Annotated in this window: 20 protein-coding genes; 6 read left to right on the top strand and 14 right to left on the bottom strand. The window is 67.7% G+C overall.

The features are described 5' to 3' along the window. Positions 1-3: 3 nt before the first annotated feature. Positions 4-555, bottom strand: a complete 552-nt coding sequence (locus BSY19_RS05005; RefSeq protein WP_069053180.1) for an LPS assembly lipoprotein LptE — start codon at positions 553-555, stop codon at positions 4-6. Continuing rightward, on the bottom strand, positions 542-3,166 hold the full coding sequence (gene leuS, locus BSY19_RS05000; protein WP_069053179.1) for a leucine--tRNA ligase: 2,625 nt from the start codon (positions 3,164-3,166) through the stop codon (positions 542-544). The genes BSY19_RS05005 and leuS overlap by 14 nt, the downstream gene beginning before the upstream one ends. Before the next feature lie 95 nt (positions 3,167-3,261). Between leuS and BSY19_RS04995 the strand changes: the two genes are divergently transcribed. Further along, complete coding sequence (locus BSY19_RS04995; protein WP_069053178.1) at positions 3,262-3,927, top strand: YggS family pyridoxal phosphate-dependent enzyme; 666 nt, start codon at positions 3,262-3,264, stop codon at positions 3,925-3,927. 103 nt (positions 3,928-4,030) lie between these two features. Here the strand turns inward: BSY19_RS04995 and BSY19_RS04990 are convergent, their stop codons facing one another. Next, the gene (locus BSY19_RS04990; RefSeq protein WP_069053177.1) at positions 4,031-4,414 is read right to left on the bottom strand and encodes a VOC family protein; all 384 of its coding nucleotides are present in this window, start codon (positions 4,412-4,414) and stop codon (positions 4,031-4,033) included. Positions 4,415-4,527: 113 nt separating this feature from the next. Next, on the bottom strand, positions 4,528-5,040 hold the full coding sequence (locus BSY19_RS04985) for a L,D-transpeptidase family protein (protein WP_236840472.1): 513 nt from the start codon (positions 5,038-5,040) through the stop codon (positions 4,528-4,530). Between the two features lie 137 nt (positions 5,041-5,177). Between BSY19_RS04985 and BSY19_RS04980 the strand changes: the two genes are divergently transcribed. Beyond that, positions 5,178-5,864 carry a response regulator transcription factor gene (locus tag BSY19_RS04980; protein WP_066733763.1) on the top strand — a complete coding sequence of 229 codons (687 nt, stop codon included), beginning with the start codon at positions 5,178-5,180 and terminating at the stop codon, positions 5,862-5,864. A gap of 3 nt (positions 5,865-5,867) precedes the next feature. Beyond that, on the top strand, positions 5,868-6,332 hold the full coding sequence (locus BSY19_RS04975; RefSeq protein ID WP_069053176.1) for a Crp/Fnr family transcriptional regulator: 465 nt from the start codon (positions 5,868-5,870) through the stop codon (positions 6,330-6,332). 7 nt (positions 6,333-6,339) lie between these two features. On the opposite strand, the gene xth is transcribed toward BSY19_RS04975, so the two are convergent. The 6 genes from xth to tesB form a co-directional block, all read right to left on the bottom strand. Then, positions 6,340-7,155, bottom strand: coding sequence for an exodeoxyribonuclease III (gene xth / locus BSY19_RS04970; protein WP_069053175.1), 816 nt, complete (start codon positions 7,153-7,155; stop codon positions 6,340-6,342). Between the two features lie 84 nt (positions 7,156-7,239). Next, a complete protein-coding gene (locus tag BSY19_RS04965) occupies positions 7,240-8,064 on the bottom strand; it encodes a LolA family protein (protein WP_171905088.1) in 825 nt (274 codons plus the stop codon). 204 nt (positions 8,065-8,268) lie between these two features. Further along, positions 8,269-10,872 carry an FtsK/SpoIIIE family DNA translocase gene (locus tag BSY19_RS04960; protein ID WP_069053173.1) on the bottom strand — a complete coding sequence of 868 codons (2,604 nt, stop codon included), beginning with the start codon at positions 10,870-10,872 and terminating at the stop codon, positions 8,269-8,271. 199 nt (positions 10,873-11,071) lie between these two features. Next, positions 11,072-12,538 (bottom strand): ammonium transporter, encoded by a 1,467-nt coding sequence (locus tag BSY19_RS04955; protein WP_069053172.1) that lies wholly within the window; start codon positions 12,536-12,538, stop codon positions 11,072-11,074. Between the two features lie 32 nt (positions 12,539-12,570). Next, positions 12,571-12,909, bottom strand: coding sequence for a P-II family nitrogen regulator (locus BSY19_RS04950; protein WP_054141588.1), 339 nt, complete (start codon positions 12,907-12,909; stop codon positions 12,571-12,573). 237 nt (positions 12,910-13,146) lie between these two features. After that, entirely contained in the window at positions 13,147-14,016 is an 870-nt protein-coding gene (gene tesB / locus BSY19_RS04945) for an acyl-CoA thioesterase II (RefSeq protein WP_069056868.1), read from the bottom strand. Positions 14,017-14,165: 149 nt separating this feature from the next. On the opposite strand from tesB, the gene BSY19_RS04940 reads away from it, so the two are divergent. Beyond that, positions 14,166-15,413 (top strand): ubiquinone biosynthesis hydroxylase, encoded by a 1,248-nt coding sequence (locus tag BSY19_RS04940; RefSeq protein ID WP_069053171.1) that lies wholly within the window; start codon positions 14,166-14,168, stop codon positions 15,411-15,413. A 140-nt stretch (positions 15,414-15,553) separates the two neighbouring features. On the opposite strand, the gene BSY19_RS04935 is transcribed toward BSY19_RS04940, so the two are convergent. Further along, the gene (locus tag BSY19_RS04935) at positions 15,554-15,754 is read right to left on the bottom strand and encodes a Trm112 family protein (RefSeq protein WP_069053170.1); all 201 of its coding nucleotides are present in this window, start codon (positions 15,752-15,754) and stop codon (positions 15,554-15,556) included. Continuing rightward, positions 15,660-20,618 carry an NAD-glutamate dehydrogenase gene (locus BSY19_RS04930; RefSeq protein ID WP_069053169.1) on the bottom strand — a complete coding sequence of 1,653 codons (4,959 nt, stop codon included), beginning with the start codon at positions 20,616-20,618 and terminating at the stop codon, positions 15,660-15,662. The genes BSY19_RS04935 and BSY19_RS04930 overlap by 95 nt, the downstream gene beginning before the upstream one ends. 172 nt (positions 20,619-20,790) lie before the next feature. Here BSY19_RS04930 and BSY19_RS04925 point away from each other — a divergent pair, with 172 nt between their 5' ends. Then, entirely contained in the window at positions 20,791-21,339 is a 549-nt protein-coding gene (locus tag BSY19_RS04925) for a peroxidase-related enzyme (RefSeq protein ID WP_236840544.1), read from the top strand. 364 nt (positions 21,340-21,703) lie between these two features. Continuing rightward, positions 21,704-22,072 (top strand): DUF2794 domain-containing protein, encoded by a 369-nt coding sequence (locus BSY19_RS04920; protein ID WP_083247404.1) that lies wholly within the window; start codon positions 21,704-21,706, stop codon positions 22,070-22,072. 15 nt (positions 22,073-22,087) lie between these two features. On the opposite strand, the gene BSY19_RS04915 is transcribed toward BSY19_RS04920, so the two are convergent. Together BSY19_RS04915 and BSY19_RS04910 are read right to left on the bottom strand one after the other, a co-directional pair. Beyond that, positions 22,088-22,621, bottom strand: a complete 534-nt coding sequence (locus BSY19_RS04915) for a GNAT family N-acetyltransferase (RefSeq protein ID WP_069056865.1) — start codon at positions 22,619-22,621, stop codon at positions 22,088-22,090. Between the two features lie 316 nt (positions 22,622-22,937). After that, a complete protein-coding gene (locus tag BSY19_RS04910) occupies positions 22,938-25,121 on the bottom strand; it encodes a trypsin-like serine protease (RefSeq protein ID WP_083247403.1) in 2,184 nt (727 codons plus the stop codon). Between the last annotated feature and the right edge of the window lie 170 nt (positions 25,122-25,291).

Raw genomic sequence — 25,291 nt, 5'->3', positions numbered from 1 at the left:
CGCTCAGCCGGCCACGAGGTCGGCGGCGATCTGCCCGCGAATCAGCGTGGCGAGGTTCTTCGCCGCACGAATCTGGGCGTCGCGGGCCGCCCTCACCGTGGCGAAACGCTGCGTCGAGCGCTCATAGGGAGCTCGGACGACATTGCTCCCCCTGGAGACGACCTTTCCGGAAGCCGTATCGGTGAGGGACCATGTCGCCGTCGCGACCAGAATGGCCGAATCGGCCCGGCCGTTGGCGTAGTCGACGGTCACGACCTCGATCGCCTCGGAGATCTGCGTCTGGAAGGTCAGCCTTTTGGCGCGGTCCGGCTCGTTGCCGCCATCGAGCTCGAAGACCAGCTCGTTGCGCAGGTAATGGCCGATCAGCCCCTTGATCTCGGGGACCTGGATCTCCTTGAAGGTGTCCTTGACGCTGCCGCCGGTGATGGAGCGCGTGTTTTCGGCATAGAGGGGCTGGAAACATCCGCCTGCTGCCGCTGCCGCGATCAGGGCCGCGGCGAGCATCAGGCGGGAGCCCCGCAGGGCTCCGGGGCGACCAGTCTCAGAGGACGACATTCACGATTCTCCCGGGAACCACGATGATCTTGCGGATCGCGCGGCCGTCAAGCGCCTTCGCGACGACATCGGATGCGCGCACCAGCGCCTCGACGGCGATGATATCCGCATCGGCTGGCACGGTCACCTCGGCGCGCTTCTTGCCGTTGACCTGCACGGGCAGAACGATGCTGTCGTCCTTCAGCAGCGCGGCCTCCGCGACCGGCCAGGCGGCCTCGCCGGCCAGGCCGATCTGGCCGAGTACCCGCCAGCATTCCTCCGCCAGATGCGGCATCATCGGCGCGACGAGTTGGGTGACCACGACGCCGGCCTCGTGCAGCGCGAAGGCCTGATCCGGCGGCAGGGTGGCGCTTTCGGCTGCCGCATCGAGCGCCTTCCCGATCGCGTTGGTCAGCGTGTAGACATGCGCGATGCAGCGGTTGAAGGCGAGCCGCTCGATATCGTTGCCGACGGCGTCCAGCGCCCTGTGGGTGGCCTTGCGCAGTGTCTGGGCCGCCTCTCCGGTCGCGTCAGGCGCAGTGGCGGCGTTGCCGGTCCGCTCGGCGATCTCGTTCAGCAGACGCCAGAGGCGCTGAACGAAGCGCGCGGCACCCTGCACGCCCTCGTCGGTCCAGATCACGTCGCGGTCCGGCGGCGAATCCGACAGCATGAACCAGCGGGCGGTGTCGGCGCCGTAGGAGGCGATGATGTCGTCGGGATCGACGACGTTCTTCTTCGACTTCGACATCTTCTCGATCGCACCGATCTCGATCGGCTCGCCGGATTCGACATGGAAGCCGCGACGCTCGCTGCCCTCGGTCTCGATGCGGACATCGCCAGGCTCGACCCAGTTGCCGGCCGCGTCGCGATAGGTCTCGTGAACGACCATGCCTTGCGTGAACATGCCGTCGAAGGGCTCGTCCAGCCCGGCATGGCCCGTCGCCTTCATCGCGCGGGTGAAGAAGCGCGAATAGAGCAGGTGCAGGATCGCGTGCTCGACGCCGCCGATATACTGGTCGACCGGCAGGAAGCGGTCGACGACGGCGCGGTCCGTCGGGCTCTCGGTCCGCCAGGGATCGGTGAAGCGGGCGAAATACCAGGACGAATCGACGAAGGTGTCCATCGTGTCGGTTTCGCGCCGGGCGGCCGCGCCGCATTGCGGGCAGGCGACATGCTTCCAGCTCGGGTGATGGTCGAGCGGGTTGCCCGGCCGGTTGAAGGAGACGTCGTCGGGCAGCTTCACCGGCAGGTCGGCATCGGGGACCGGAACCGTTCCGCAGGCGGAACAATGAATGACCGGAATCGGGCAGCCCCAGTAGCGCTGGCGCGAAATGCCCCAGTCGCGCAGGCGGAAATTGACCTTGCGGGCGGCGACCGGGCGATGGCCGCGGCTCTCGCTTTCGAGACGTCGGGCGACCTCCTCCTTGGCCTGCGCAATCGTCAGGCCGTCGAGGAAGCGCGAATTGATCATGCGGCCGTCGTCGACATAAGCCGTGTCGGTGATGACGAAGCTCGCCGGATCGACGCCCTCGGGCGCGACCACCGGCATGTTGCCGAGGCCGTATTTGTTGACGAAGTCGAGGTCGCGCTGGTCATGCGCCGGGCAGCCGAAGATGGCGCCCGTGCCGTACTCCATCAGGATGAAGTTCGCGACATAGACCGGCAGCGTCCAGGACGGATCGAAGGGATGCGCGACGCGCAGGCCCGTGTCGAAGCCGAGCTTCTCGGCCTTGTCGATGTTCTCCTGGGCCGTGCCGGTGCGCTTGCACTCCTCGATGAAGGCCTGCAGCGCCGGATTTTCCGCAGCGGCGGCCTTGGCGAGGGGGTGATCGGGGGCGATGCCGAGGAACTTCGCGCCGAACAGCGTGTCGGGCCGCGTCGTGTAGACCTCGACCTCTTCGGCGCCGAAGGCATTCGATTCGAGCGCGAAACGAACCAGCAGCCCTTCCGAACGGCCGATCCAGTTCTTCTGCATCAGCCGCACCTTGTCGGGCCAGCGGGTCAGACCCTCCAGCGCGTCATGCAGCTCCTGACCGAAGGTCGTGATCTTGAAGAACCACTGCGTCAGCTCGCGGATCTCGACCGGCGCGCCCGAGCGCCAGCCCTTGCCGTCGATGACCTGCTCATTGGCGAGCACGGTCTCGTCGACCGGATCCCAGTTCACCTTCGCCGTCTTGCGGTCGACGAGCCCGGCCTTGAGGAAGTCCAGGAACATCTTCTGCTGGTGGCGGTAATAGGACGGGTCGCAGGTCGCGAGCTCGCGGCTCCAGTCGAGCGAGAGCCCCATGGACTGGAGCTGCGTGCGCATCGCGGCGATGTTGGCGTAGGTCCATTCGCGCGGGTGCACGTTCTTCTGCTTGGCGGCGTTTTCCGCCGGCAGGCCGAAGGCGTCCCACCCCATCGGGTGCAGCACGGCGAAGCCCTTGGCACGCTTGTAGCGCGCGACCACGTCGCCCATCGCGTAGTTGCGGACATGGCCCATATGGATGCGGCCCGACGGGTAGGGAAACATCTCGAGCACGTAGTAGCTCGGCCGCGGGTCGTCGTTGCGCGTCTCGAAGAGCTTGCGCTCCTGCCAGACGGCGCGCCATTTCGGCTCGGATTCCTTGGGATTGTAGCGTTCGACGGCCATGGCAGCGGGCTATTCTTGCATCATCGGAGGTGCCGGGACTAGGACACCATTGAGGCGGCGCGGTCAACGCCGCGCCGGGCATACGAGGGCATGCGATGAGCGATACGGTGAAGCGATGGAGGGAAACCCGGGCGGCGATCGCGCGGGCCGCGCGCGATGTCGAGCGTGATCCCGATTCGGTGGCGCTGATCGCGGTGTCCAAGACAATGCCGGCCGAGGCGATCCTGCCGGTGCTCGAGGCCGGTCAGCGGATCTTCGGCGAGAACTACGTCCAGGAGGCGAAGGCGAAATGGCCGGCGCTGAAAGAGCGTTTTCCCGACGCGCAGGTCCACATGATCGGGCCGCTGCAGTCGAACAAGGCGAGGGAGGCGGTCGAGCTCTTCGACGCGATCCACTCGCTCGACCGCGAGAGCCTCGCCAAGGAGCTGGCCCGCGAGATCGCGCGCAGCGGCCGGGCGCCGACGCTCTATGTCCAGGTCAACACGGGTGACGAGCCGCAGAAGGGCGGCGTCAGCCCCAGCGCGATCGATGCCTTCCTCGAGAGCTGCCGCGTTCATCACGGTCTGGTGATCGAGGGGCTGATGTGCATTCCGCCCGCGGAGGATCCGCCCTCGCCGCATTTCGCGCTGCTGGCGAAGATCGCGGCCCGCCACGGCCTGCGCGGCCTGTCGATGGGCATGAGCGCCGATTACGAGGCGGCGATCCAGCTCGGGGCGACGCATGTCCGCGTCGGCAGCGCCATCTTCGGTGCACGGGGCTGAGGCGTCTATCGTCATTGCGAGCGCAGCGAAGAGATCCCGGCAGCGTCGAGCACTGCATTTCTGGATTGCTTCGCTGCGCTCGCAATGATGGCGCACCGGGCGACTACCGCTTCAGGGGTTCCCCGACGTCGATGCGGTTGCCGTCCGGATCCTCGAAGACGAAGGCGCGCAGGCCATAGTCCTTGTCGCGCAGGCCCTTGACGATGCGCAGGCCGTGGGCCCGGATAATGGCGTGCAGGGTGTCGATGTCCTCGACCAGCATGTGGGCCACAGTGAACGGCGCCGGCCTGTGGTTGCGCTGCAGCGTCAGATGCAGTTCAGCCGCATCGCGCTTCAGGATGACGAAACCGACGGGCTCGCCGTTTTCGAAGGTTTTGCTGAACCCCATCGCGCCGACATAGAAATCGCAGGCGCGCGCCATGTCGCCGACGGCAATGGTGGCGGCGATCCGGCCGAAACGGAGGGTGTCGGAGGGGGTGTCGGTCATGACAGTCTCGAGCTTGGAAACCGTGACGGGTGCGGGACGGTGCCCGCATGGCCGTCGGACGGTGCCTGGAGAGGGTCGAGACGGTGCTCGCAGCCTCCATAATCCGGCGCGACTTATCTGACCAGCATCACGCAGCGCCGTGCCAGCCGGGGCAGGACCTTCGCAAAAACGTGACGTTCGACCGCGACGCAGCCCGCCGTCGGGGTGAAGCCGGGCCGGGCGAGGTGCCAGAAGATCGCGCTGCCGCGCCCGCGCACGACCGGGGCGTCGTTCCAGCCGAGTTCGACGATGACGTCGTAGAGATGGTCCTCGCGGGTCAGCCGTTCCTCGGCTTCGCCGGGCGGGCGGTCGATCAGGCGATTGTAGCGGCGATCCGTCCTATCGTCGCACCAGGCGTCGCGCGGGGCGATCCTGCGCAGCGGCAGCAGGCTGAGCGGGCGGCCGATGCGGTCGGCGCGGTAGAGCACGCGGCGCAGCGGCAGTTCGGCGCGAGGCGTCCGGCCGTCGCCCTCGCGCTTGAGCGTGCCGATGCCGGAGCGGCCCAGCGCGCAGGGAAAGGCCGCGCCACCGGCGACCAGAAAGCCCTTCCTGCGGTCGCGGACCGAGGCGAAGACACGCAGGCTCAAGAGCAGACGGGGGCGTCCTGGAGGCAGGCGGAAGCCTGTCCGATCACGGTTTCTCACGGGAATTCCATTGCGCGTGACTTGCGGTCGCGATTCAGCGGGCTCATGGTAACGCGTCATTTCTCGTGCGAACGATCCCCATGCCCGCCGTGCATCATATCCTTCTGGTCGACGACGACCAGACCCTGCGAGACGCGCTCGCCGAGCAGCTCGCGCTCTATGACGAGTTCAAGCTCTCGACCGCTGGCACGGCCACGGGCGCGGTCAAGGCGGTGCAGGCGGAGCGCATCGACCTCGCCATCATGGATGTCGGCCTGCCCGACATGGACGGGCGCGAGGCGGTGAAGCTGATGCGCAAGAACGGCTTCAAGAGCCCGGTCATCATGCTCACCGGCCAAGGCTCCGACGCCGACACGGTGCTGGGGCTGGAAGCGGGCGCCAACGATTATGTCGTCAAGCCGTTCAAGTTCGCCGTTCTGCTGGCGCGCATCCGCGCGCATCTGCGGCAATATGAGGCGAGCGAGGACGCGGTCTTCCAGGTCGGTCCCTATACGTTCCACCCCGGCTCCAAGCTCCTCGTCAGCGAGAAGGGCTCGAAGACCAAGCTGACCGAGAAGGAAACCGCGATCCTGCGCTTCCTATACCGGGCCGGTCGCAAGCCGATCGCGCGCGAGGTGCTGCTGCAGGAGGTCTGGGGCTACAACAGCCAGGTCACCACCCATACGCTCGAGACGCATATCTACCGGCTGCGCCAGAAGATCGAGCCCGACCCGGGCAATGCCCGCCTGCTGGTGACGGATGCCGGCGGCTACCGGCTCAACCCCTAGGATATGGCCCTCGACGACGACATCGCCCTGCTGGCCCGGCAGCCGCTGCTGGGCCTGATGGAGCGCGATGCGCTGAGGCTGATTGCCTTCGCCGCGGAGAGCCGCATCCTGAGAGCGGGTGACGTGCTGTTTCGCGTCGGCGAGCCGTCGGACGGGGCGGTGCTGGTGATTTCGGGGGCGGTCGCGCTCGACAGTCGCGAGGACGGGCAACCGGCGCAGGAGATCGTCGGCCCCGGCGCCCTGATCGGCGAGATGGCCCTGTTCACGGCCGTCGCACGCCCGGTCACGGCGATCGCCCGCGAGCCGACGCAGGTGATGCGCCTGTCGCGCAGCGTGATGCGCCGCGTCCTGGCCGAATCACCTGGCTCGGCGGAGGCCGTCGCGGCGGCAATCAGCGACAGGCTGCGCGGCTTCGTCGACCAGCTGACGGTTGTGCGGGAGGCCCTGATCGCGATCGATCGGGGCTGAGCTTGCCTCAGAGCTGCAGCGTCGCCGTCACCGGGACATGGTCCGAGGGCCGTTCCCAGCCCCTCGCCTCGCGCAGGAAGGTCACGTCGCGCAGCGTCGGCCTCAGCGCGTCCGACAGCCAGATATGGTCGAGCCGGCGGCCGCGATCCGATGCTTCCCAGTCGGCGGCGCGGTAGCTCCACCAGCTGTAGAGCTTCTCCGGTTCCGGCCGCAGCAGGCGCGCCGCGTCGGTCCAGCCGCCTTCGGAGCGAAGCCGCTCCAGCGTCGTGGTTTCGATCGGGGTGTGGCTGACCACGTCGAGGAGCTGCTTGTGGCTCCAGACATCGTGCTCGTAGGGCGCGATGTTGAGATCGCCGACGAGGATCGCCGGTCGGTCGGTCGGGCGTTTCGCCACGTTCCAGGCGCCGATCTCGTCGAGGAAGGCGAGCTTATGGGCGAATTTCTCGTTCTTCGCGGGGTCGGGGATGTCGCCGCCGGCGGGGATGTAGAAATTGTGGATCGCGATGCCTGCGGCGGCACCGGCGGCGGCATCGAGCACCACGGTCATGTGCCGGGCGTCGTTGCGACCGCACATCGCCATCGCGTCGCGCTCGCTGAAGGGCAGCTTCGAGACGATGGCGACGCCGTTATAGCCCTTCTGCCCGATGAAGGCCTGGTGGACATAGCCCGCCTTCTCGAAGGCCTTGGCCGGGAACTGCTCGTCCGGCGTCTTGGTCTCCTGCAGGCAGAGGATATCGGGCGCATGGCGGCCGAGAAAATCGGTGACCATGCCGATGCGCAGCCTGACCGAGTTGATGTTCCAGCTTGTGACGGTGAGTTGCACTGAGGTCGTCCGGCGAGAAGGGTGCCGGAAACTCATCCGCTGGCGCGCAAAAGGCAAGACGCCCGATCGGGCCCCCGTCCGACGTCAGAGCTTGCGCTGGTAGTCGATCACGAAATTCTTGGCGTCGGGGCGGCGCTGCGTGTCGAGATTGTAGAGCGACACGGTGGTCTCGTAGCCCTGCGGATCGATGACGACCCATTGCCGCAGTACATTCGCCGTCAGATCGAATTTCAGCGCGATCTTCGAGGTTCCGCCCAGCGTCGAGCGATCCTCCAGCCGCAGCGTCAGCACGTCGCCATCGATCGCGGCGCCGGTGATCGTGCCCTCGCGGGCCAGATCCATGCGCTCGCGCACCAGGAACTTCAGCGGGGTCTGGCCGAGGGAGTAGATGTCCTGCGTCGCGAGGCGCTTGTCGCGCACGGCCACGGAGGTGCCGTCCGAGATCACCTCGATCGTGGCGGGCGGCTCGTATTCGAAGCGCATCTTGCCCGGTCGCTGGATATAGATGCGCCCCTCCAGCCGCCGGCCGTCGGCGGCATGCTGGATGAAGTTGCCCTGCAGGGTGGTGAAGCTGTTGAGATAGGCGTTCAGCCGCTCGATCGCCTCCTCGCGGGTCGCGGGCGCACCGGTTTTGGCGCGAACCGGGGCCGAGGCCCGCGTCGTCTCCGTCGCGGGAACGATGGCTGTGCTGGCAGGCTGCGCGACCGGGGCTTCCGCGACGCGCGGCAGCCCCAGGCCCGGCGGCCGGACGGGTGGCAGCGGCAGGGGGCGGCTGGCGGCCGGCCTCGAGACCGCCGGCTTGGGCGGCAGGATCTGGAGGGGCTGTGCCAGCAGCGAAGACGGAAGCGCGACGCAGCCGAGCCATGCCAGCATCGCAGCCTTGGCCCTGGGGGTCGGGATCAACGTCATCGGCAGGCCTTGCTCCATTCTGTCACGGCCGGCCCGTGTCGGACCTGTCGACCGTCGTGGCGGTGGCGCCCTGCTGTCCGGCTGCGCGTCGACCCGGCGCCGGACAGATAACGCAAAGTCATGCCGCAGGTTGCAGCGGCCTGATGGCAATTTGAGGACCGGGACCCGCAACGACAAGGGCTGGCGCGGGCGTCAACCCCGTTTTCAATCCTCGTCTTCCCTGGCCCTGCCGGTTTCGACGAGGATTTCGCGTTTGCCGGCGTGGTTGGCGGGGCCGACGATGCCCTCGTTCTCCATCCGCTCCATGATCGAGGCGGCGCGGTTGTAGCCGATCTGCAGGCGGCGCTGGATGTAGGAGGTCGAGGCCTTCTTGTCCCGCAGCACCACCGCCACCGCCTGGTCGTAAGGGTCCTCGCTCTCGGACTGGCCCATGCCGGTCTTGTCGAAGACCGCGCCGTCCTCGCCCTCAGTGCCGGGCTCTTCCTCCTCGGAGGTGACGGCGTCGAGATATTGCGGCCGGCCTTGCGTCTTGAGATGGGCGACGACCTTCTCGACCTCGGCATCCGAGACGAAGGGGCCGTGGACGCGGGTGATGCGCCCGCCGCCGGCCATGTAGAGCATGTCGCCCTGGCCCAGCAGCTGCTCGGCGCCCATCTCGCCGAGGATCGTGCGTGAGTCGATCTTGCTCGTCACCTGGAAGGAGATGCGCGTCGGGAAATTCGCCTTGATCGTGCCGGTGATGACGTCCACCGACGGGCGCTGCGTCGCCAGCACGACATGGATGCCCGCGGCACGGGCCATCTGGGCGAGGCGCTGGATCGTGCCCTCGATCTCCTTGCCGGCGACCATCATCAGGTCGGCCATCTCGTCGACGATCACGACGATATAGGGCAAGGGCTCGAGGTCCATGACCTCGTCCTCGTAAACAGCCTCGCCGGAATGGCGGTCGAAGCCGGTCTGGACCGTGCGGGTGATGACCTCGCCGGCGGCCTTGGCCTCGACGACGCGGGCGTTGAAGCCGTCGATGTTGCGCACCGAGAGCTTCGACATCTTCTTGTAGCGCTCCTCCATCTCGCGCACCGCCCATTTGAGCGCGACGACCGCCTTCTTCGGATCGGTGACGACGGGGGTGAGCAGATGCGGGATGCCGTCATAGACCGACAGCTCCAGCATCTTGGGATCGACCATGATCAGCCGGCACTGCTCGGGCTTGAGCCGGTAGAGCAGCGACAGGATCATCGTGTTGATCGCCACCGACTTGCCCGAGCCGGTCGTGCCGGCGACCAGGAGATGGGGCATCTTGGCGAGATCGACGATCACCGGCTCGCCGCCGATGGTCTTGCCGAGCCCCAGAGCGAGCTTGTGCTTGGAGCTCTCGAAATCCTGGCTCGCCAGAAGCTCGCGCAGATAGACCGTCTCGCGCTTGGCGTTGGGCAACTCGATGCCGATGGCGTTCTTGCCGGGAATCACCGCCACGCGCGCCGAGATCGCGCTCATCGAGCGCGCAATGTCGTCCGCCAGCGAAATCACGCGGGAGGACTTCGTGCCCGGAGCCGGCTCGAGTTCGTAGAGCGTCACCACAGGGCCGGGGCGCACCTGCGTGATCTCGCCACGCACGCCGAAATCCTCCAGCACGCCCTCGAGCAGTGTCGCGTTCTGTTCGAGCGCGTCGGTCGAGATCGCGTTGGCCGGCAGCTTCCGGGGCTCGGACAGATAGGTCAGGGGCGGCAGCTCGAACTCGTCGCGGTCGAGCAGCGAGGGCTGAGCCTCGCGCTGGATGCGCTTGCCGGGCTTGGGCCCGGGGGCCGGCGCGGTGACGCGCGGCGCGTTGAGGTCGCGCAGGTCGAGCGGCTCGTCGTCGTCGAGGTCGAAGGGCGCGTCGTCGACGGGCGCCGCCCGCGGCCCGCGCAGCGGCGGCAGCGGGGCCGGGGCGAAGGGTGGAACGGTGGGGCGCGCGCCCGCGCCGCCTCGCGCCTCCTCGGCGAACTGGGGCTCGCGGCGGACGCGGCCCGCGGCGGCAAGGGCGCCCGTTCCGGTGGCCGGCGTGCCGGCCCTCTGGGTCGCGGCCTGGGGCGGCTGCGGCAGGCGGCGCAGGATCATGCCGCGCAGGGCCATGGCGCCATGGGCGAGCCAGCCGACGAGGATCACAGCGATGCCGGGCTCGTCATCGCGGCGATCCTCGCTTTCGGACCAGGATTCGTCGGCCTCGTCCTCGTCGAGGACCGGGTCCTCGTCACTGACGAAGCCAAAGCCGGCGGCGGCGGTGACGGCGAGAATGGCGATGCCCGCATAGAGGAAGCCGACGAGCCCGCCGACCGCATTGCCGGCGATGCCGGCGAGGTTGCGCGTGCCGAAGAGGAGGCCGTCGCCGATGACGCCGCCCATGCCGGTGGGCAGCGGCCAGCGCGGCGTCGCGGGCAGGGCGCTTCCGACCGCGGCGGTGGCGGCGACGGCGACGATCCAGAGGCCGAGCTTGAGGGCGCCGCGGTCGAAGATGTGGAAGCGCACGAGCCTGAGCGACCAGACGAGCGGCGGAAACAGCAGGGCGATGACGCCGAGCCCGATGAGCTGCATCAGCAGATCGGCGACCATGGCGCCCGGACGGCCGAGCCAGTTGGCGACGGCGCCGCTGGTGGCATTGTTGAGGCTGGGGTCGTCGACCGACCAGGTCGCCAGCGAGAGGGCCACGGCGGCCATCAGCGCGAGCAGTGCGAGGCCGACCATCTCGCTGGCACGGCGCGACAGGAACTCCCGCACCGGATCGGGCAGGCGGTCCATCAGCGAGGAGGAGCGTCGGATCGTGCGCATGCGGGGTTGGGCCGTCATCCAGGACTGCGGGCCGCGTCGCAACGGCCGATGCGACCACGTTAGGAAGCCGAGGTTAAGACACGCTTAACCTTGGCGACATCGCCCCCGGCCGCCGCCGTCCGCCCATGAAAAATCCCCGGCGGTCGCCCGCCGGGGATGGTGTCGAGAGGGCCGGTTGGGCCCGGCCGTGCGCCTGTCTTCAAGCGTGGTAGGCGCGCTCGCCGTGCTCGGCGATGTCGAGGCCCTCGCGCTCCGCGTCGGGGGCGACGCGCAGGCCGACGACCACGTCGACGATCTTGAACAGGATCAGCGAGCCGACGCCGCTGAAGACCAGCGTGAACAGCACGGCCTTGACCTGAGCCATGAAGGCGGTGCCGAACTCATAGGCACCGACCGCCAGTTCGCCGGGCTTCGAGGCGTAGTCCGGGATGCCCGCGCCGCCGAGATTGACGTTGACGAGAATGCCGGTGGCGAGCGCACCCAGGATGCCGCCGATGCAGTGGATGCCGAAGACGTCGAGCGAGTCGTCGTAGCCGAGCGCGTTCTTCACCGTCGAGCAGAAGACGAAGCAGATCGTGCCGGCGACGAGGCCGAGGATGATGCAGCCCATCGGGCCGGCGAAGCCCGCGGCCGGGGTGACGGCGACGAGGCCGGCGACCGCGCCGGAGACCATGCCGAGCATCGAGGGCTTGCCCTTGACGGCCCATTCCACGAACAGCCAGGCGACGGCCGCGGCGGCGGTGGCGACGAAGGTGTTGACCATCGCCAGGGCGGCGGTGCCGTTGGCCTCGAGGTTCGAGCCGGCGTTGAAGCCGAACCAGCCGACCCAGAGCAGGGCGCCGCCGATCAGGGTCATGGTCAGCGAGTGCGGGGCCATCAGCTCCTTGCCATAGCCGATGCGCTTGCCGATCAGGATGCAGCCGACGAGGCCGGCGATGCCCGCATTGATGTGCACCACGGTGCCGCCGGCGAAGTCGAGCGCGCCCCACTTGAAGAGCATGCCGGCATCGGCGTTGACGGCGTCGAGCGCGGCCTGGGCAGCGGCCTTGCCGTCGGCGCCAGCCTCCGCGAGGGCCTTGGCGGCGTTGCCGACCGCATCCGGGCCGCCCCAGTACCAGACCATGTGGGCCATCGGGAAGTAGATGAAGGTGACCCAGAGGACGGTGAAGAGCAGCAGCGCCGAGAACTTCATGCGCTCGGCGAAGGCGCCGACGATGAGGGCCGGCGTGATGCAGGCGAAGGTCATCTGGAAGGCCAGATAGACATATTCGGGGATGACGACGCCGTTGGAGAAGGTGGCGACGGTGGTGGTGGCGTCGACGCCGCGCAGGAAGGCCTTCGAGAAGCCGCCGACATAGTCGTTCAGGCCGCCGCCATTGGTGAAGGCGAGCGAGTAGCCGAAGATCACCCACATCAGGGCGACGATGCTGACGATCGCGAAGACCTGGGTGAGCACCGAGAGCATGTTCTTGCTGCGGACGAGGCCGCCATAGAACAGGGCGAGGCCCGGGATCGTCATGAGGAAGACCAGGACGGTCGAGCTCATCATGAAGGCGACGTCACCCTTGTTGGGGACGGGAGCGGCGGGCGTCTGGGCGAGCGCGCCGCCGGCGGCGGCCAGCGCCAGCGCGACGAGCCCGACCCGGCTGATGGTCTTGAAATGCATGGTTTGAAACTCCTCGGAAGGATCGCGTGTGATCAGAGGGCGTCGCCGTCGGTCTCGCCGGTGCGGATGCGCACGGCCTTCTCGATCGACGACACGAAGATCTTGCCGTCACCGATCTGGCCGGTGCGGGCGGCTGCCGTGATCGCCTCGATCACCTTGCCGACGAGCTCGTCGGAGACGGCGACCTCGATCTTGATCTTGGGCAGGAAGCTCACGGCGTATTCGGCGCCACGGTAGATCTCGGTATGGCCCTTCTGCCGGCCATAGCCCTTCACCTCGGTCACGGTCAGGCCGTGCACGCCGATGGCGGTGAGCCCGTCGCGCACCTCCTCCAGCTTGAACGGCTTGATGATAGCCATCACGATCTTCATTGTTGGGTTTCCCCGTTCCGCCGCCCGGAAGTCAGCCCCGGCGATCCTGTTGCGCCTCGCGCGCCTGTCATCGCGGCGCGTCGGCGGACGCAATTCAAGGCCCGTGCCAACTGGCGACGAGGGGGCATGGAAACTCGGCATGCAGCGGGAATCGCCGCGCCGGAGTGATTCCGGCGCGGGCAACCTGCCCAGAAATCGAGCGGATGATGAATTTGGAGGCTATTGCCTAAAACGGCGTCAGGCGCGGTCGGGCCGCGGCCGGACCAGGCCCTCCTGCGCGACCGAGGCGACGAGCTGGCCCTGCCGGTCGAAGACCAGCCCGCGCGAGAAGCCGCGCGCGCCCGAGGCCGAGGGGCTGTCCTGCGCATAGAGCAGCCAGTCATCGGCCCGGAACGGCCGGTGGAACCAGAGCGCATGGTCGAGGCTGGCGGCCTGGACCTGCGGATCGAAGACCGTGGTGCCGTGGGCGATCAGGCTCGAATCGAGCAGCATCAGGTCCGAAGCATAGGCGAGCACCGCCTGGTGGATCGCCGGGTCGTCGGGAAGCGGCTGCATCGCCCGGATCCAGACATGGAAGCGCGGCTCCATCGCCTCGCCCGTGCCGGCATAGCGCCGGAGCTCGACCGGGCGGATCTCGATCGGCCGTTCGCGCTGGTAATAGGCGCGGACCGCCTTGGGCATGTTGGGCAGGATATCGCGGCTCATCGCGTCGCGATCGGGCAGATCCTCCGGCGGGGGGACGTCGGGCATCGGCATCTGGTGCTCGTAGCCGGGCTCCTCGACCTGGAAGGAGGCGGACATGGCGAAGATCGCCTCGCCCTTCTGGATCGCCAGCACGCGCCGCGTCGTGAAGGAGCGGCCGTCGCGCAGCCGGTCGACCTCGTAGATGATCGGGATTTCGGGATCGCCGCCGAGGAGGAAATAGGCGTGCAGCGAATGCGGCTGGCGGCCCTCCACCGTCTTGCAGGCGGCGTAGAGCGACTGCGCGATAACCTGCCCGCCGAAGACGCGCGGCCAGCCGACACGGGGGCTGCGACCCCGGAACAGATTGCGCTCGAGCGGCTCGAGGTCGAGGATCGACATCAGGGAGTCGCTGATCTGGGACATGGTCGAACAGGCTCTGGCGGCGGGCGGGTTGACGGTGAAGCCGGCTTGCGCGCACAGCAGCCGCCGGTTCCGCCGCATCAGCACCGACCCGTCCCGGATCGTCAAGGCGGGAGGGGCGCGCGCTCCCGTGGCGATGAGGAGGATGGCGCATGAGCGAGCAGACACGGCCGGGCGAGGCGATCGTCATCGCCGGCGGCGGCATTGCCGGGCTTTCGCTGGCGCTCGCGCTGAAGCAGGTGCTCGGTCGCGCCTTCGCGGTGATCGTCGCCGATCCCGCCTTCGCACGCCCGGCGCGCCCCGATACGCGCGCCTATGCGGTCGCCGCCGCGGCGCAGGTGATGCTCCAGTCGCTCGGCATCTGGGACAAGATCGCGGGTGACGCACAGGCCATGACCGAGATGGTCGTGTCCGACAGCCGCAGCGGCGATGTCGTGCGCCCGGTCTTCCTGACCTTCGACGGCGAGGTCGAGCCGGGGCAGCCCTTCGCCCATATGGTCGGCAGCGGGGCGCTGATCGAAGCGTTGACCGCCGCCTGCCGCGAGGTGGGCGTCGAGCTGCGGGACGAAGGCGTCACGCGCTTCGACAGCGGCGATGCCGGCGTCAGCGTCGCGTTTGCGGGCGGCGAGACGCTGCGGGCCCGGCTGCTGGTCGCGGCCGACGGCGCCCGGTCCCGGTTGCGCGAGCAGGCCGGCATCGGCTGGGTCGGCTGGGATTACGGCCAGTCGGGGCTGGTGGCGACGATCGGCCATGAGCGGCCGCATGGTGGGCGGGCCGTCGAGCATTTCCTGCCCTCGGGCCCCTTCGCGATCTTGCCGCTGAGCGATGGCGGGCGGCTCGGCCATCGCTCCTCGATGGTCTGGAGCGAGCGCAACGAGAATGTGCCGGCGCTGCTCTCGCTCGATGAGGAGGGCATGCTGGCGGAGATCGAGCGGCGCTTCGGGCTGGAACTCGGCGAGATCGCGCTGGAGAGCCCGGTCACGGCGCATCCGCTCGGCTTCGGCGTGGCGCGCCGCTTCGTCGGCGAGCGCCTGGCCCTGCTCGGCGACGCCGCCCATCTGATCCATCCGATCGCCGGCCAGGGCCTCAATCTCGGCCTCAAGGACGTCGCGGCGCTGGCGGAGGTGATCGTCGATGCCGCCCGTCTCGGGCTCGATCCGGGCGCTGCCGACGTGCTGGAAGGCTATGAGCGGGCGCGCCGCTTCGACACGGTGGCGATGGGCGCGGCCACCGACGGGCTCAACCGGCTGTTTTCCAACGACGCGACGCCGCTGCGGCTGGCGCGCGACCTGGGCCTGGGGCTGGTCGACCGGCTGCCGGGGCTGAAGCGCTTCTTCATCCGCGAGGCGGCCGGCGTCGCGGGCGCGCCGCCCCGGCTGCTCCGTGGCGAGGCGCTCTGACGGAAGACCATTGTCCCGTCATGGTCGGCCTTGTGCCGACCATCCCCGTCTTTGCCGGTCTCTTGCGGTGTTCCAGACGTGGATGCTCGGGACAAGCCCGAGCATGACGGCGCGGCTCGACGAGTGGCCGGCCGAGCGACTCACTCGTCCAGCGGACGCGCTTCCTCGGGCAGCATGATCGGGATGCCGTCGCGGATCGGGTAGGCGAGCCTGGCCGCGCGGCTGACCAGCTCCTGCTTCGCGGCGTCATACTCCAGGGTGGTCTTGGTCAGCGGGCAGACGAGGATTTCCAGCAGCTTGGGGTCGATGCGGGTGGCGGTTTCGGTGACGGACTCGGTCATCGCGGGGCTTTCGGTTGGGCGGGCGCTCAGGCGCTCTTGCGGGCAGATCGGCCAGCATGCCGGCCGCCACCATGAGTTTCGGGAGGGACAGGCCCGAGGCGGCGATGGCCTGGACGGTGGTGCGGCAGCGCTCGACGTCGCTGCGGCGCGCCTCCTGCCAGGCGTCGAGGCTCGTGCCGCCGGCCGCGATCTCGCGGGTCAGGCCGGCCTGGGCGTCGAACAGCGTCTCGACGGCGCGTTCGCGGGCGAGACGCTCGTAATCATCGGTGGCGGGAACCGCGGCGGCGGCGGCCGCGAGAGCCGACAGGCCGAAGATCGAATCGACGCCGAAATGAATCGCGGCGACGGAGGCGATGTCGCCGCCGGTCTGCCCGGCGATGTCGACGATCTCGGTCGCCTGGGCCAGGGTCGGCAGGCTGGCGATGCGCGCGGCGAGGGCCGCCGGCACGCCTTCGGCCGTCAGCACGGCGATGCGGGCCTGGCGGGCATGGGCCTGGACCTCCGGCAGGAGCATCTCGAGGGTCTCGGCCAATGCGCTGACGCCGGCGCGGTAATGCGAGACCGTGGCCTCGATCGTGCCCGGCCGCGCCGCGCCGCGCCGCAGGAACCAGCCCATGCGGTCGCGCAGCAGGTCCTGTACGGCGCCATAGAGCCCGAGCTGGATCTTGCCGGGCAGTTTCGCGTCGAGCGCGTCGATCGTGCCGTTGAGCGAGATCAGGTCGAAGGCGTCGCGCGCCACCGCATAGGCGGCGGCGATGGCGGGGATCTCGGCATGGGTGAGCGCCGAGAGCACCGGCACCAGGGTCGGCCCGCCACGGTTGACGATGGCGTTGGCGAGCTGCGTCGCGACGATCTCGCGGCGCAGCTTGTGGCCGGCGATGTCGGAGGCATAGCGCTCGCGCAGCGCCTGCGGGAAATAGCGGATGAGCTCGCTGTTGAGATAGAGGTCGTCGGGAACGTCGGATTCCAGCAGCGCGTCGTGCAAGGCGAGCTTGGCATAGGCGATCAGCACCGCGAGTTCGGGCCGCGTCAGCGCCTCGCCGCGCTTCTCGCGCTCTGCCAGCACGGCGTCGCTCGGCAGGTATTCGACCGCGCGGTCGAGCCGCCCCTGCGCCTCCAGCGTCTGCATCAGGTAACGCAGGCCCGGAGTCGCGCCGGTGCCGCGGGCCTCGGTGAGGGACAGCGCCAGCGTCTGCAGGTAGTTGTTGCGCAGGACGAGGTCACCGACCTCGTCGGTCATCTCCGCCAGCAGCGTGTTGCGGGCCGCTTCCGGCAGGCGGCCGTCCTGGACCGGGCCGGCGAGCGCGATCTTGATGTTGACCTCGACGTCGGAGGTGTTGACGCCGGCGGAGTTGTCGATCGCGTCGGTGTTCAGGCGGATGCCGGCGCGGGCGGCCTCGATGCGGCCGCGCTGGGTGCAGCCGAGATTGGCGCCCTCGCCGATCACACGGGCGCCGACCTCGCCGCCCGTGATGCGGATCGGGTCGTTGGCGCGGTCACCGACCTGCGCGTCGCTCTCGTCGGAGGCGCGGATATAGGTGCCGATGCCGCCGAACCAGAGCAGGTCGACATGCGACTTCAGGATCGCGGTCATCAGCTCCGGCGGCGAAACCTCGGCCTTGGACAGGCCCAGGAGGGCCTGCACGGCCGGCGAGAGCGGGATGCTCTTGGCCTGGCGCGAGAAGACGCCGCCACCGGCTGAGATCAGGCTCTTGTCATAGTCCTGCCAGGAGGAGCGCGGCAGATCGAACAGGCGCTGGCGCTCTGCCAGCGACTTGGCCGGGTCGGGATCGGGATCGAGAAAGATGTCGCGGTGGTCGAAGGCGGCGACGAGCCGGATCGCCGGCGACAGCAGCATGCCATTGCCGAAGACGTCGCCCGACATGTCGCCGACGCCCGCCACGGTGAAGGGCGTCGTCTGGATGTCGATGTCGATCTCGCGGAAATGGCGCTTCACCGCCTCCCAGGCGCCGCGGGCGGTGATGCCCATCTTCTTGTGGTCGTAGCCCTGCGAGCCACCCGAGGCGAAGGCATCGCCGAGCCAGTGGTGCTTCTCCAGCGAGAGCGCGTTGGCGGTGTCGGAGAAGGTCGCCGTGCCCTTGTCGGCGGCGACGACGAGATAGGGATCGTCGCCGTCATGGCGCACGGTGTCGGCCGGCGGAATCACCGTCTCGCCATCGAGATTGTCGGTGAGCTCGAGCAGGGTGCGCACGAAGATGCGGTAGCTCTCGGTGCCCTCGGCGAACCAGGCCGCCCGGTCCGAGGCCGGCGGCAGGTGCTTGGGCACGAAGCCGCCCTTGGCGCCGACGGGCACGATCACCGCGTTCTTGACCTGCTGTGCCTTGACGAGGCCGAGCACCTCGGTGCGGAAATCCTGCGGCCGGTCGGACCAGCGCAGGCCGCCGCGGGCGACCTTGCCGAAGCGCAGATGGATGCCCTCGACGCGCGGCGAATAGACGAAGATCTCGTAGAGCGGGCGCGGCAGCGGCAGCGAATCGACCTTGGCGCAGTCGTACTTGATCGAGATCGTGCCGCGGGGCTGCCCGTCGGGGCCGATCTGGAAGAAATTGGTGCGCAGGGCCGCGTCGATCAGGTTGACGAGGCGGCGCAGGATGCGGTCTTCGTCGAGGCTGCTGACGGCGTCGAGTGCGGTCTCGATCGCCCGGCGCTCGGCCTCCATCCCTGTCCGGCGCTCGGCTTCGGCCAGGCGGGGATCGAACTTCGCGGTGAACAGCGCGACCAGGCCTGCCGCGATCGCGGGATGCCGGGCCAGCGCGTCGGCGATGTAGCCCTGCGCATAGGGCGCCCCGACCTGGCGCAGATAGCGCCCGAGCGCCCGCAGCAGCGAGGCCTCGCGCCAGGCGAGGCCCGCCGCCAGGACGAGCTGGTCGAAGCGGTCCGACTCCGCCAGCCCGCGGAACTGCGCCATCATCGCCGCTTCGAGCGCGGGCCCGAGGCGGGACACGTCGATCTCGCCGTCGTCGGCGCGCTCCAGCGTCATGTCGTGGAGCCAGACGCGGGTGGTGTCGGCGGCTTCGCCGGCGGCCGGCTGCGGCGTGATGTTGTAGGTCCGCTCGTTGACGACGCGGAAGCCCATGTTCTCCAGCACGGGCACGCGGGCCGAGAGCGAGATCGCCGCGCCGCGGGAGAAGACCTTGAGGTTGGCCCGGGTCGCCGGGTCGCCCTCGCGGCGGTAGAGGTCGACGGCCCGCGCGCGCTCGGCCGAGAGCTTCTGCAGCAGGTCGATGTCGGCCAGCGTCTCGGAGGGCGAGAAGCGGTCGCGATAGGCGGCGCCGAAGGCCTCGGCATAGCGCTCGGCCAGCGCGCGGGCGGCGGGCCCGGATCGCTGCGCATCGAGCACGTCCTTCAGGCCGTCGCTCCAGGTCCGCACGATCGCGGTGATGCCGGCTTCCAGCGTGGCCCGGTCGATCTTCGGGGTTTTCCCCTCGTCGCGGCCGATGATGTAGTGGGTGCGGGCGAGCGGCCCCTCCGGATAGGCGGGATAGGCAGCCGAGATCCGGCCCTGGTAGATGCTCGCCAGGAACTCGCCGACGCGGCGGCGCACGCGGGTGTCGTAGCGGTCCTTCGGAATGAAGACGAGGATCGAGACGAAGCGGTCGAACTCGTCAACGCGGGCCAGCGCGCGGATGCGTGGCCGCTCGGTGAGCTGCAGGATGGCGAGCGCGAAGCTTTCCAGCGTCGCACCGTCGATCTGGAAGAGCTCGTCGCGCGGATAGGCATCGAGCACGTTGTAGAGGGCGCGGCCGGAATAGCTCGCCGGATCGAAGCCGATGTTCTTGGCGACGCGGGCGACCTTGAGGCGCAGATAGGGAATGGCGAGCGCGCTGCCGGTGTAGGCGTTCGAGGTCAGCAGGCCGACGATGCGCAATTCGCCGTCGAGCCGCCCGTCCGGCGTGAACAGCTTGACCCCGACATAATCGAGATGGACGCGGCGGTGGACCCGGCTCTTGACGTTCGCCTTGGTGATGATGAGCGCCTGGGGCTTGGCCAGGAAGGCGCGGATCTCCGGCGTGACGGTGACCATCTCGCGGTTCTTGCGGAGCACCTTGACGGCAGGATCGCGCAGGATGCCGAGGCCGGAGCCCTCGATCGGATCGGCCGCCGCATCGCCGTTGGGGAAGCGGTAGGCGCGGATGCCGAGCAGGGTGAAGTTGTCGCCGGCGATCCATTCGAGAAACTGCAGCGCCTCGCCGACCTCGTCTTCCGGCAGTGGCGGCGGATTGGCGCGATAGGCCTGGATCACCTCGGTGATTCGGCCGCGCATCGCGGCCCAGTCCTCGACCGCGAGCCCGACATCGGCATAGACGCGCTCCAGCCCCGCGCAGAGCCGGTCACGTGCCTCGGGCGCATCGATGCGTTCGAGCACGATCTGGATCAGGCTCTCGCGGCGCGTGCCTTCGGGGGCCCGGCCCGCCGCCTCGCCGGCCAGCGAGAGGAAGGCACCGTCGGCGGCGCGGGCGACCGCCAGGATCGGATGCGAGACGAGACGCGGCTCGTAGCCCTGCTCGGCGAGTTCGGACAGCGTCGAATCGAGCAGGAACGGCTTGTTTTCGTTGACGACCTCGAGAATCGTGGCCTGGCGCTGCCGGCCATCGCTGTCGAAGGCCTCGTCCCGCAAGCGGAGATTGATCGCCTGGGGTGCGCGTGGCGCCAGCAGATGCGCATGGGCTGCGGCTGCGGCCCGGGCCAGCATGTCGGCGGGAAGGGCCTCGAGATCCTCGGCGACGGCGCGGCCGTAGAGCAGGCGCGGAAATTCGGGCGGCATCGCTCCGGGATGGTCGGCTGCTGCGCTCTCGATTGCGAAAACGGCGGCAGCCGTCGCATTGGTCACGCGCTTGCCCATGGTCCACCCCTGTTATTTTGTCCCAGCGATGACATAGGCTGGGACGCCTTTCAATTGCGGCGCAGCGCTGGGCGACGACCCGGGCGACACGACAGGACGAACCATGATGGCCAATCATGACAAACCGAAGCCCGGGGAGCGGCCGGCGCCACAGGATGTCGCCCCGCCTGCGATGGCGCTCGATCTGCCGCCGGGGGCGCTTGGCGCGGAGAACCAGGCCTATTTCGACAAGTGCATGGACAAGCTCGGCTTCGTGCCGAACGTGCTCGTGGCCTACGCCCATGACGACGCCAAGCTTTCGGCCTTCGCCGCCTTCTACAACGACCTGATGCTGGCCCCGTCCGGGCTGTCGAAGCTCGAGCGCGAGATGATCGCGGTCGCGGTGTCGAGCGTGAACCGCTGCTATTACTGCCTGACGGCCCATGGCGCCGCGGTGCGGCAGCTCTCGCAGGATCCGGTGCTGGGCGAGCTGATGGCGATGAACCACCGCGCCGCCGATCTGTCGGCGCGCCACCGCGCCATGCTCGACTTCGCGGTCAAGCTGACGGAGACACCCCATCTCGTCGGCGAGAGCGATCGGGAAGGCCTGCGAGCGGTCGGGTTCGGCGAGCGGGACATCTGGGACGTCTCGGCGGTGGCCGCCTTCTACAACATGTCGAACCGTATGGCCTCGGCCGTCGACATGCGCCCCAATGCCGAATATCACCGCCAGGCCCGATGAAACGGGCGGTCGCGACAAAGAAAAACGGCCGGCGCAGGACGCCAGCCGCTGAGTTGGCCTCGATTGAACTGGCCCGGCTCCGCACGATCCGCGGGGGGCTGGGGGGCTGACAAACCGAAGATCGGCGACGCCGGGCCATCGAGGCAACATCGGTATCAGACCCACGCAACAGGGCGGACGCTTGGCCCGATCGCGGCGAAAATGCGGCGCCGCTGACGAAGCCGTGATGGTGGACGGCGCCAGCCGCGCCCCGATCCGGCGCGGTGGGCTGAGCCTTGCCGATTGCTTGCCAGCGTAGCATCGGGCGGGCATCATCGGCTGCGATGCATCGAGGCCGCCACGGCGGCGGCCATCGGGAGGCGCAATGAGCGAGAGCGAGACGCCGCAATCGCAGGCGGCAAACGGGGTCATTCCGTTCCCGGTCGCTGCGAAACCCGCGACGGTCACCTTCGACCGCAAGGAGCTGTCCGAGCTGCTCAATCTCTACGGCCGCATGGTCGCGGCCGGCGAATGGCGCGACTACGCGATCGATTTTCTCAAGGATCAGGCGCAGTTCTCGGTCTATCGCCGCTCGTCGGAGGTGCCGCTCTACCGCATCGTCAAGGATCCCGCGCTGGCCAAGCGCCAGGGCGCCTATTCGGTCGTCGCGGCGACGGGGCTGGTGCTGAAGCGCGGCGCGGAGTTGTCGCGGGTGCTGCGGGTTCTCGACAAGAAGCTCAGCGTCGTCGGCTGATTCGGGGCCGTTCCCTCAGGCCGGCGGCGTGCGGTCGCCCTCGCCGAGGTCCTTCTGCATCAGCATCTGGTCGAGCCAGCGGCCATGCTTGAAGCCGACCTTCTCGGCCACCCCGATCAGGCGGAAGCCGGCGCGCTCGTGCAGGCGCCTTGAGCCGACAGATGCGCCCGTGCCGTCGCCGATCACGGCGATCATCTGGCGGAAGCCGCGGCTCGCGCAGGCCTCCATCAGGGCGGCGAGAAGCGCGCTGCCGGCGCCCTCTTTCTGGGCGTCGGCCGCGATGTAGATCGAGTTCTCGACGGTGGCGCGGTAGGCGGGCCTGGGCCGGTAGGCGCTGGCATAGGCATAGCCGAGCACCCGTCCGTCGCGCTCCGCCACGAGATAGGGGTAGCCGCCGGCCCCGATCGCCTCGAAGCGTTTCAGCATCTCGGCCTCATCGGGGGCTTCCAGCTCCCAGGAGGCCGTGCCGTGACGGACGGCGTGCCCGTAGATCGCGGTGATGGCGGGGATGTCGGCCGATGTGGCGGGGCGGATCGCAGGCGCTGTCATGCCGCGATGTTCCGTGCGCAGGGCCAAAAGGCAAGCTTTCCGGTCGTTTGGTCCGAGGCAGTCTGGACAGGGAGATTAAAAGGGCAGTCCCCGTTCTTCGCAATGTGCGGCTGGCCGTGAAACGCACTCAAGAAGTGGCTCCCGCGAACAGGTCGGTTGCGACGGCTGCCAACGACACTGTGGCCGGGGACCTCTCCCGCCGGGCAGAAGCGGAATGCTTCCTCTCGAATGTGCGGGCAGCCTGAGAGTTCACTTATCTCGGCTCCCGAGCCGCTATGCTGATCAGCGAGGCGCGACGGGAAGCCTTTCGATTTCGCTAGAAAATGAAATAGCTGTCGGTCAGGTTCGACGCGGTCACGCCCTCCAGTGTCGCGAGATGGAAGAGGTTCGCACCGGTCGCAAAGCCGTTTGGATCGACAAAAACCTCGGTATTGGCTCCGTTCTGGAGGACATAGAGGTATCCGGCCGCCCTTGGCGTGTTTCCAAGATAGCCGAACGCGTCGAGCAGCGAGCTGATGTCGATACCATCTCGGCCCGTCGCGGTATTCAAGTCGAAGCCAAAAATCCTGTCGCCGCCATCGAACAGGTTGGAATAGGAGAAAAGGTCGCCCCCGGCCGATGCCGCGCCAAAGGCAGACGCGCCAGAGCCCAGGATGATATCGGCGCCAGCGCCGCCGACGATGAAGTCTGACTCGACACCACCGTTGATCACATCGGCCCCATTGCCGCCATAGATCACGTCGTTGCCAGCACCGCCAAAGATCGTGTCGTTGCCATCATCCCCGTAGAGCGTATCACCCAGGCCGCCCACGTTGGCGTTGTTGCTCTCGCCGCAGATCGTGTCGTTTCCGGCGCCGCCGAAAATGGTATCGCTGCCGAAGAACTGGGTCGCGTTGGCCAGTCCATCGCCGAAAATCACATCGTCGCCATCGCCACCGTTCAGAATGTCGTTGCCGCTCCTTCCATCGATCGCATCCGCGTCGCCCTCGCCCGCGACGATATCGTTGCCGTCATCGGCGATGATGACGTCCGAACCGACGCCACCGAGGATCACATCGTTTCCGCCACCCCCGAAAATCGTGTCGTTCCCGGCTTCGCCATACAGTGCATCGCCGCCATCCGCCCCGAGGCCCGAATCGCCATAAATGGTATCGTTGCCGCCCCCGCCAAAAATCGAGTCGCCCCCGCCCGCGCCCCAGAGCGTATTCGCGATGCTCGATCCGTAAATGATGTTTGCGCCGGTATTTCCAGCAAAGAAATAACCTGAATACCCTTCGATGAAGCGCAGTATTTCAACGGGTGAGCTTTCAGCCATCGAGCCATTGTAGCCGACCCACAACGTATCCAGCCCCGAGGCATCGACGATGGAACTGGGTGCTACGATCACAAAGTAATTGTCATCGCCCGTGCCACCATTCAGCGTGTGTGTGCCGGCCTCCATTGCATAGAGCACATCATCACCGGCGCCGCCGTTCAACGTGTTCGTTCCCGCCCCACCGTTGAGCGCGTCGTTGCCATCGTCGCCATTGAGGACATCCGTTCCACCCTCACCGGCAAGAACGTCATTTCCGACACCACCAAAAAGGCTGTCGTTGCCCTCGCCGCCGATCAGAATGTCGTGCCCGGTATCACCAATGAGGGTATCATTCCCAAGCTGCCCATAGAGAACATCGTTGTCGGCACCGCCATTCAGAGCGTCATTTCCCCCTCCGCCAAAAATGGTGTCGTCTCCACCAAAACCGGCGATGGTGTCGTTGCCGCCGCCCAGCGTGAAAACGTCACCCAAAAACGTCCCGGACAAGATGCGGTCTGCATTTGCGATCAGATTGTCGTTGGACGCGATCCAGTTCAGGACTTGCGTATAATTCGCCCCGGAGAACTGCGCCCCCCATGATGCGGTCGAGACGACACTGACGACGGTTGGCACACCATTCAAATAGTACCAGACCGGTCCGCCCGAATTGCCGCCGTGGATTTCCAGACCAGCAAAACGGATCACGAAATCAACGGGGTCCTCGTAAACGAACCCGACTTCGTTCATCGGATTCCTGTTGTAGACTCCAGGATAGCCCGTGACATTGACGTAGCCAGAGCCAAAATTCGGATCGATGCCCATCCACCCCGTGCGATCGCCAATCGCAACGGAAAGGTTGATCACGGCGTAATCGATTTCGGAACCTGCGAGCCCAGGACCGCCATTGCCAGCAAACAGCAGGCCGTCATTGTCGGGATCAAATCCAGTCCAGTACGACCAGGAGGTCGCGTTGATCGATCCATAGGGTTGCTCGAGCGGACTCGGATCATAAGCTGGAATGACACGAACCGATGTGGCAGCGCCTCCATATCTACCGTCATAAACAACATGCGAAGCGGTCAGCACATCATTGGGGCCAACCAGTACACCGCTTCCTGTGGCGACGGTCCCATTTGGGAATGTACTGACAACGTAAACAACCTGGTTGAATGGGTAGGCGAGATTATTGATTTCGACTTGCGCCATTATTGTACATCCCAGCCTACTGCGCCCTGACTAACCAATCCAAACGCTGCGCCGCCACTTCCGAGGCGGCCGCAAAATCTGCCAACCGAGTATCTTCTGAAATCGTGATGAAAAACAAGTCGCGCCCAGCCAAAAGAAAAGCCCCGGCCGTGAGGCCGGGGCTCGGTGTT

Origin of the sequence: Bosea sp. RAC05, assembly GCF_001713455.1 — a bacterium.
In the GTDB taxonomy this organism is placed as follows: domain Bacteria; phylum Pseudomonadota; class Alphaproteobacteria; order Rhizobiales; family Beijerinckiaceae; genus Allobosea.
Note: the sequence above shows the minus strand (reverse complement) of the source record. Positions and strands in the feature narration are given on the sequence as shown.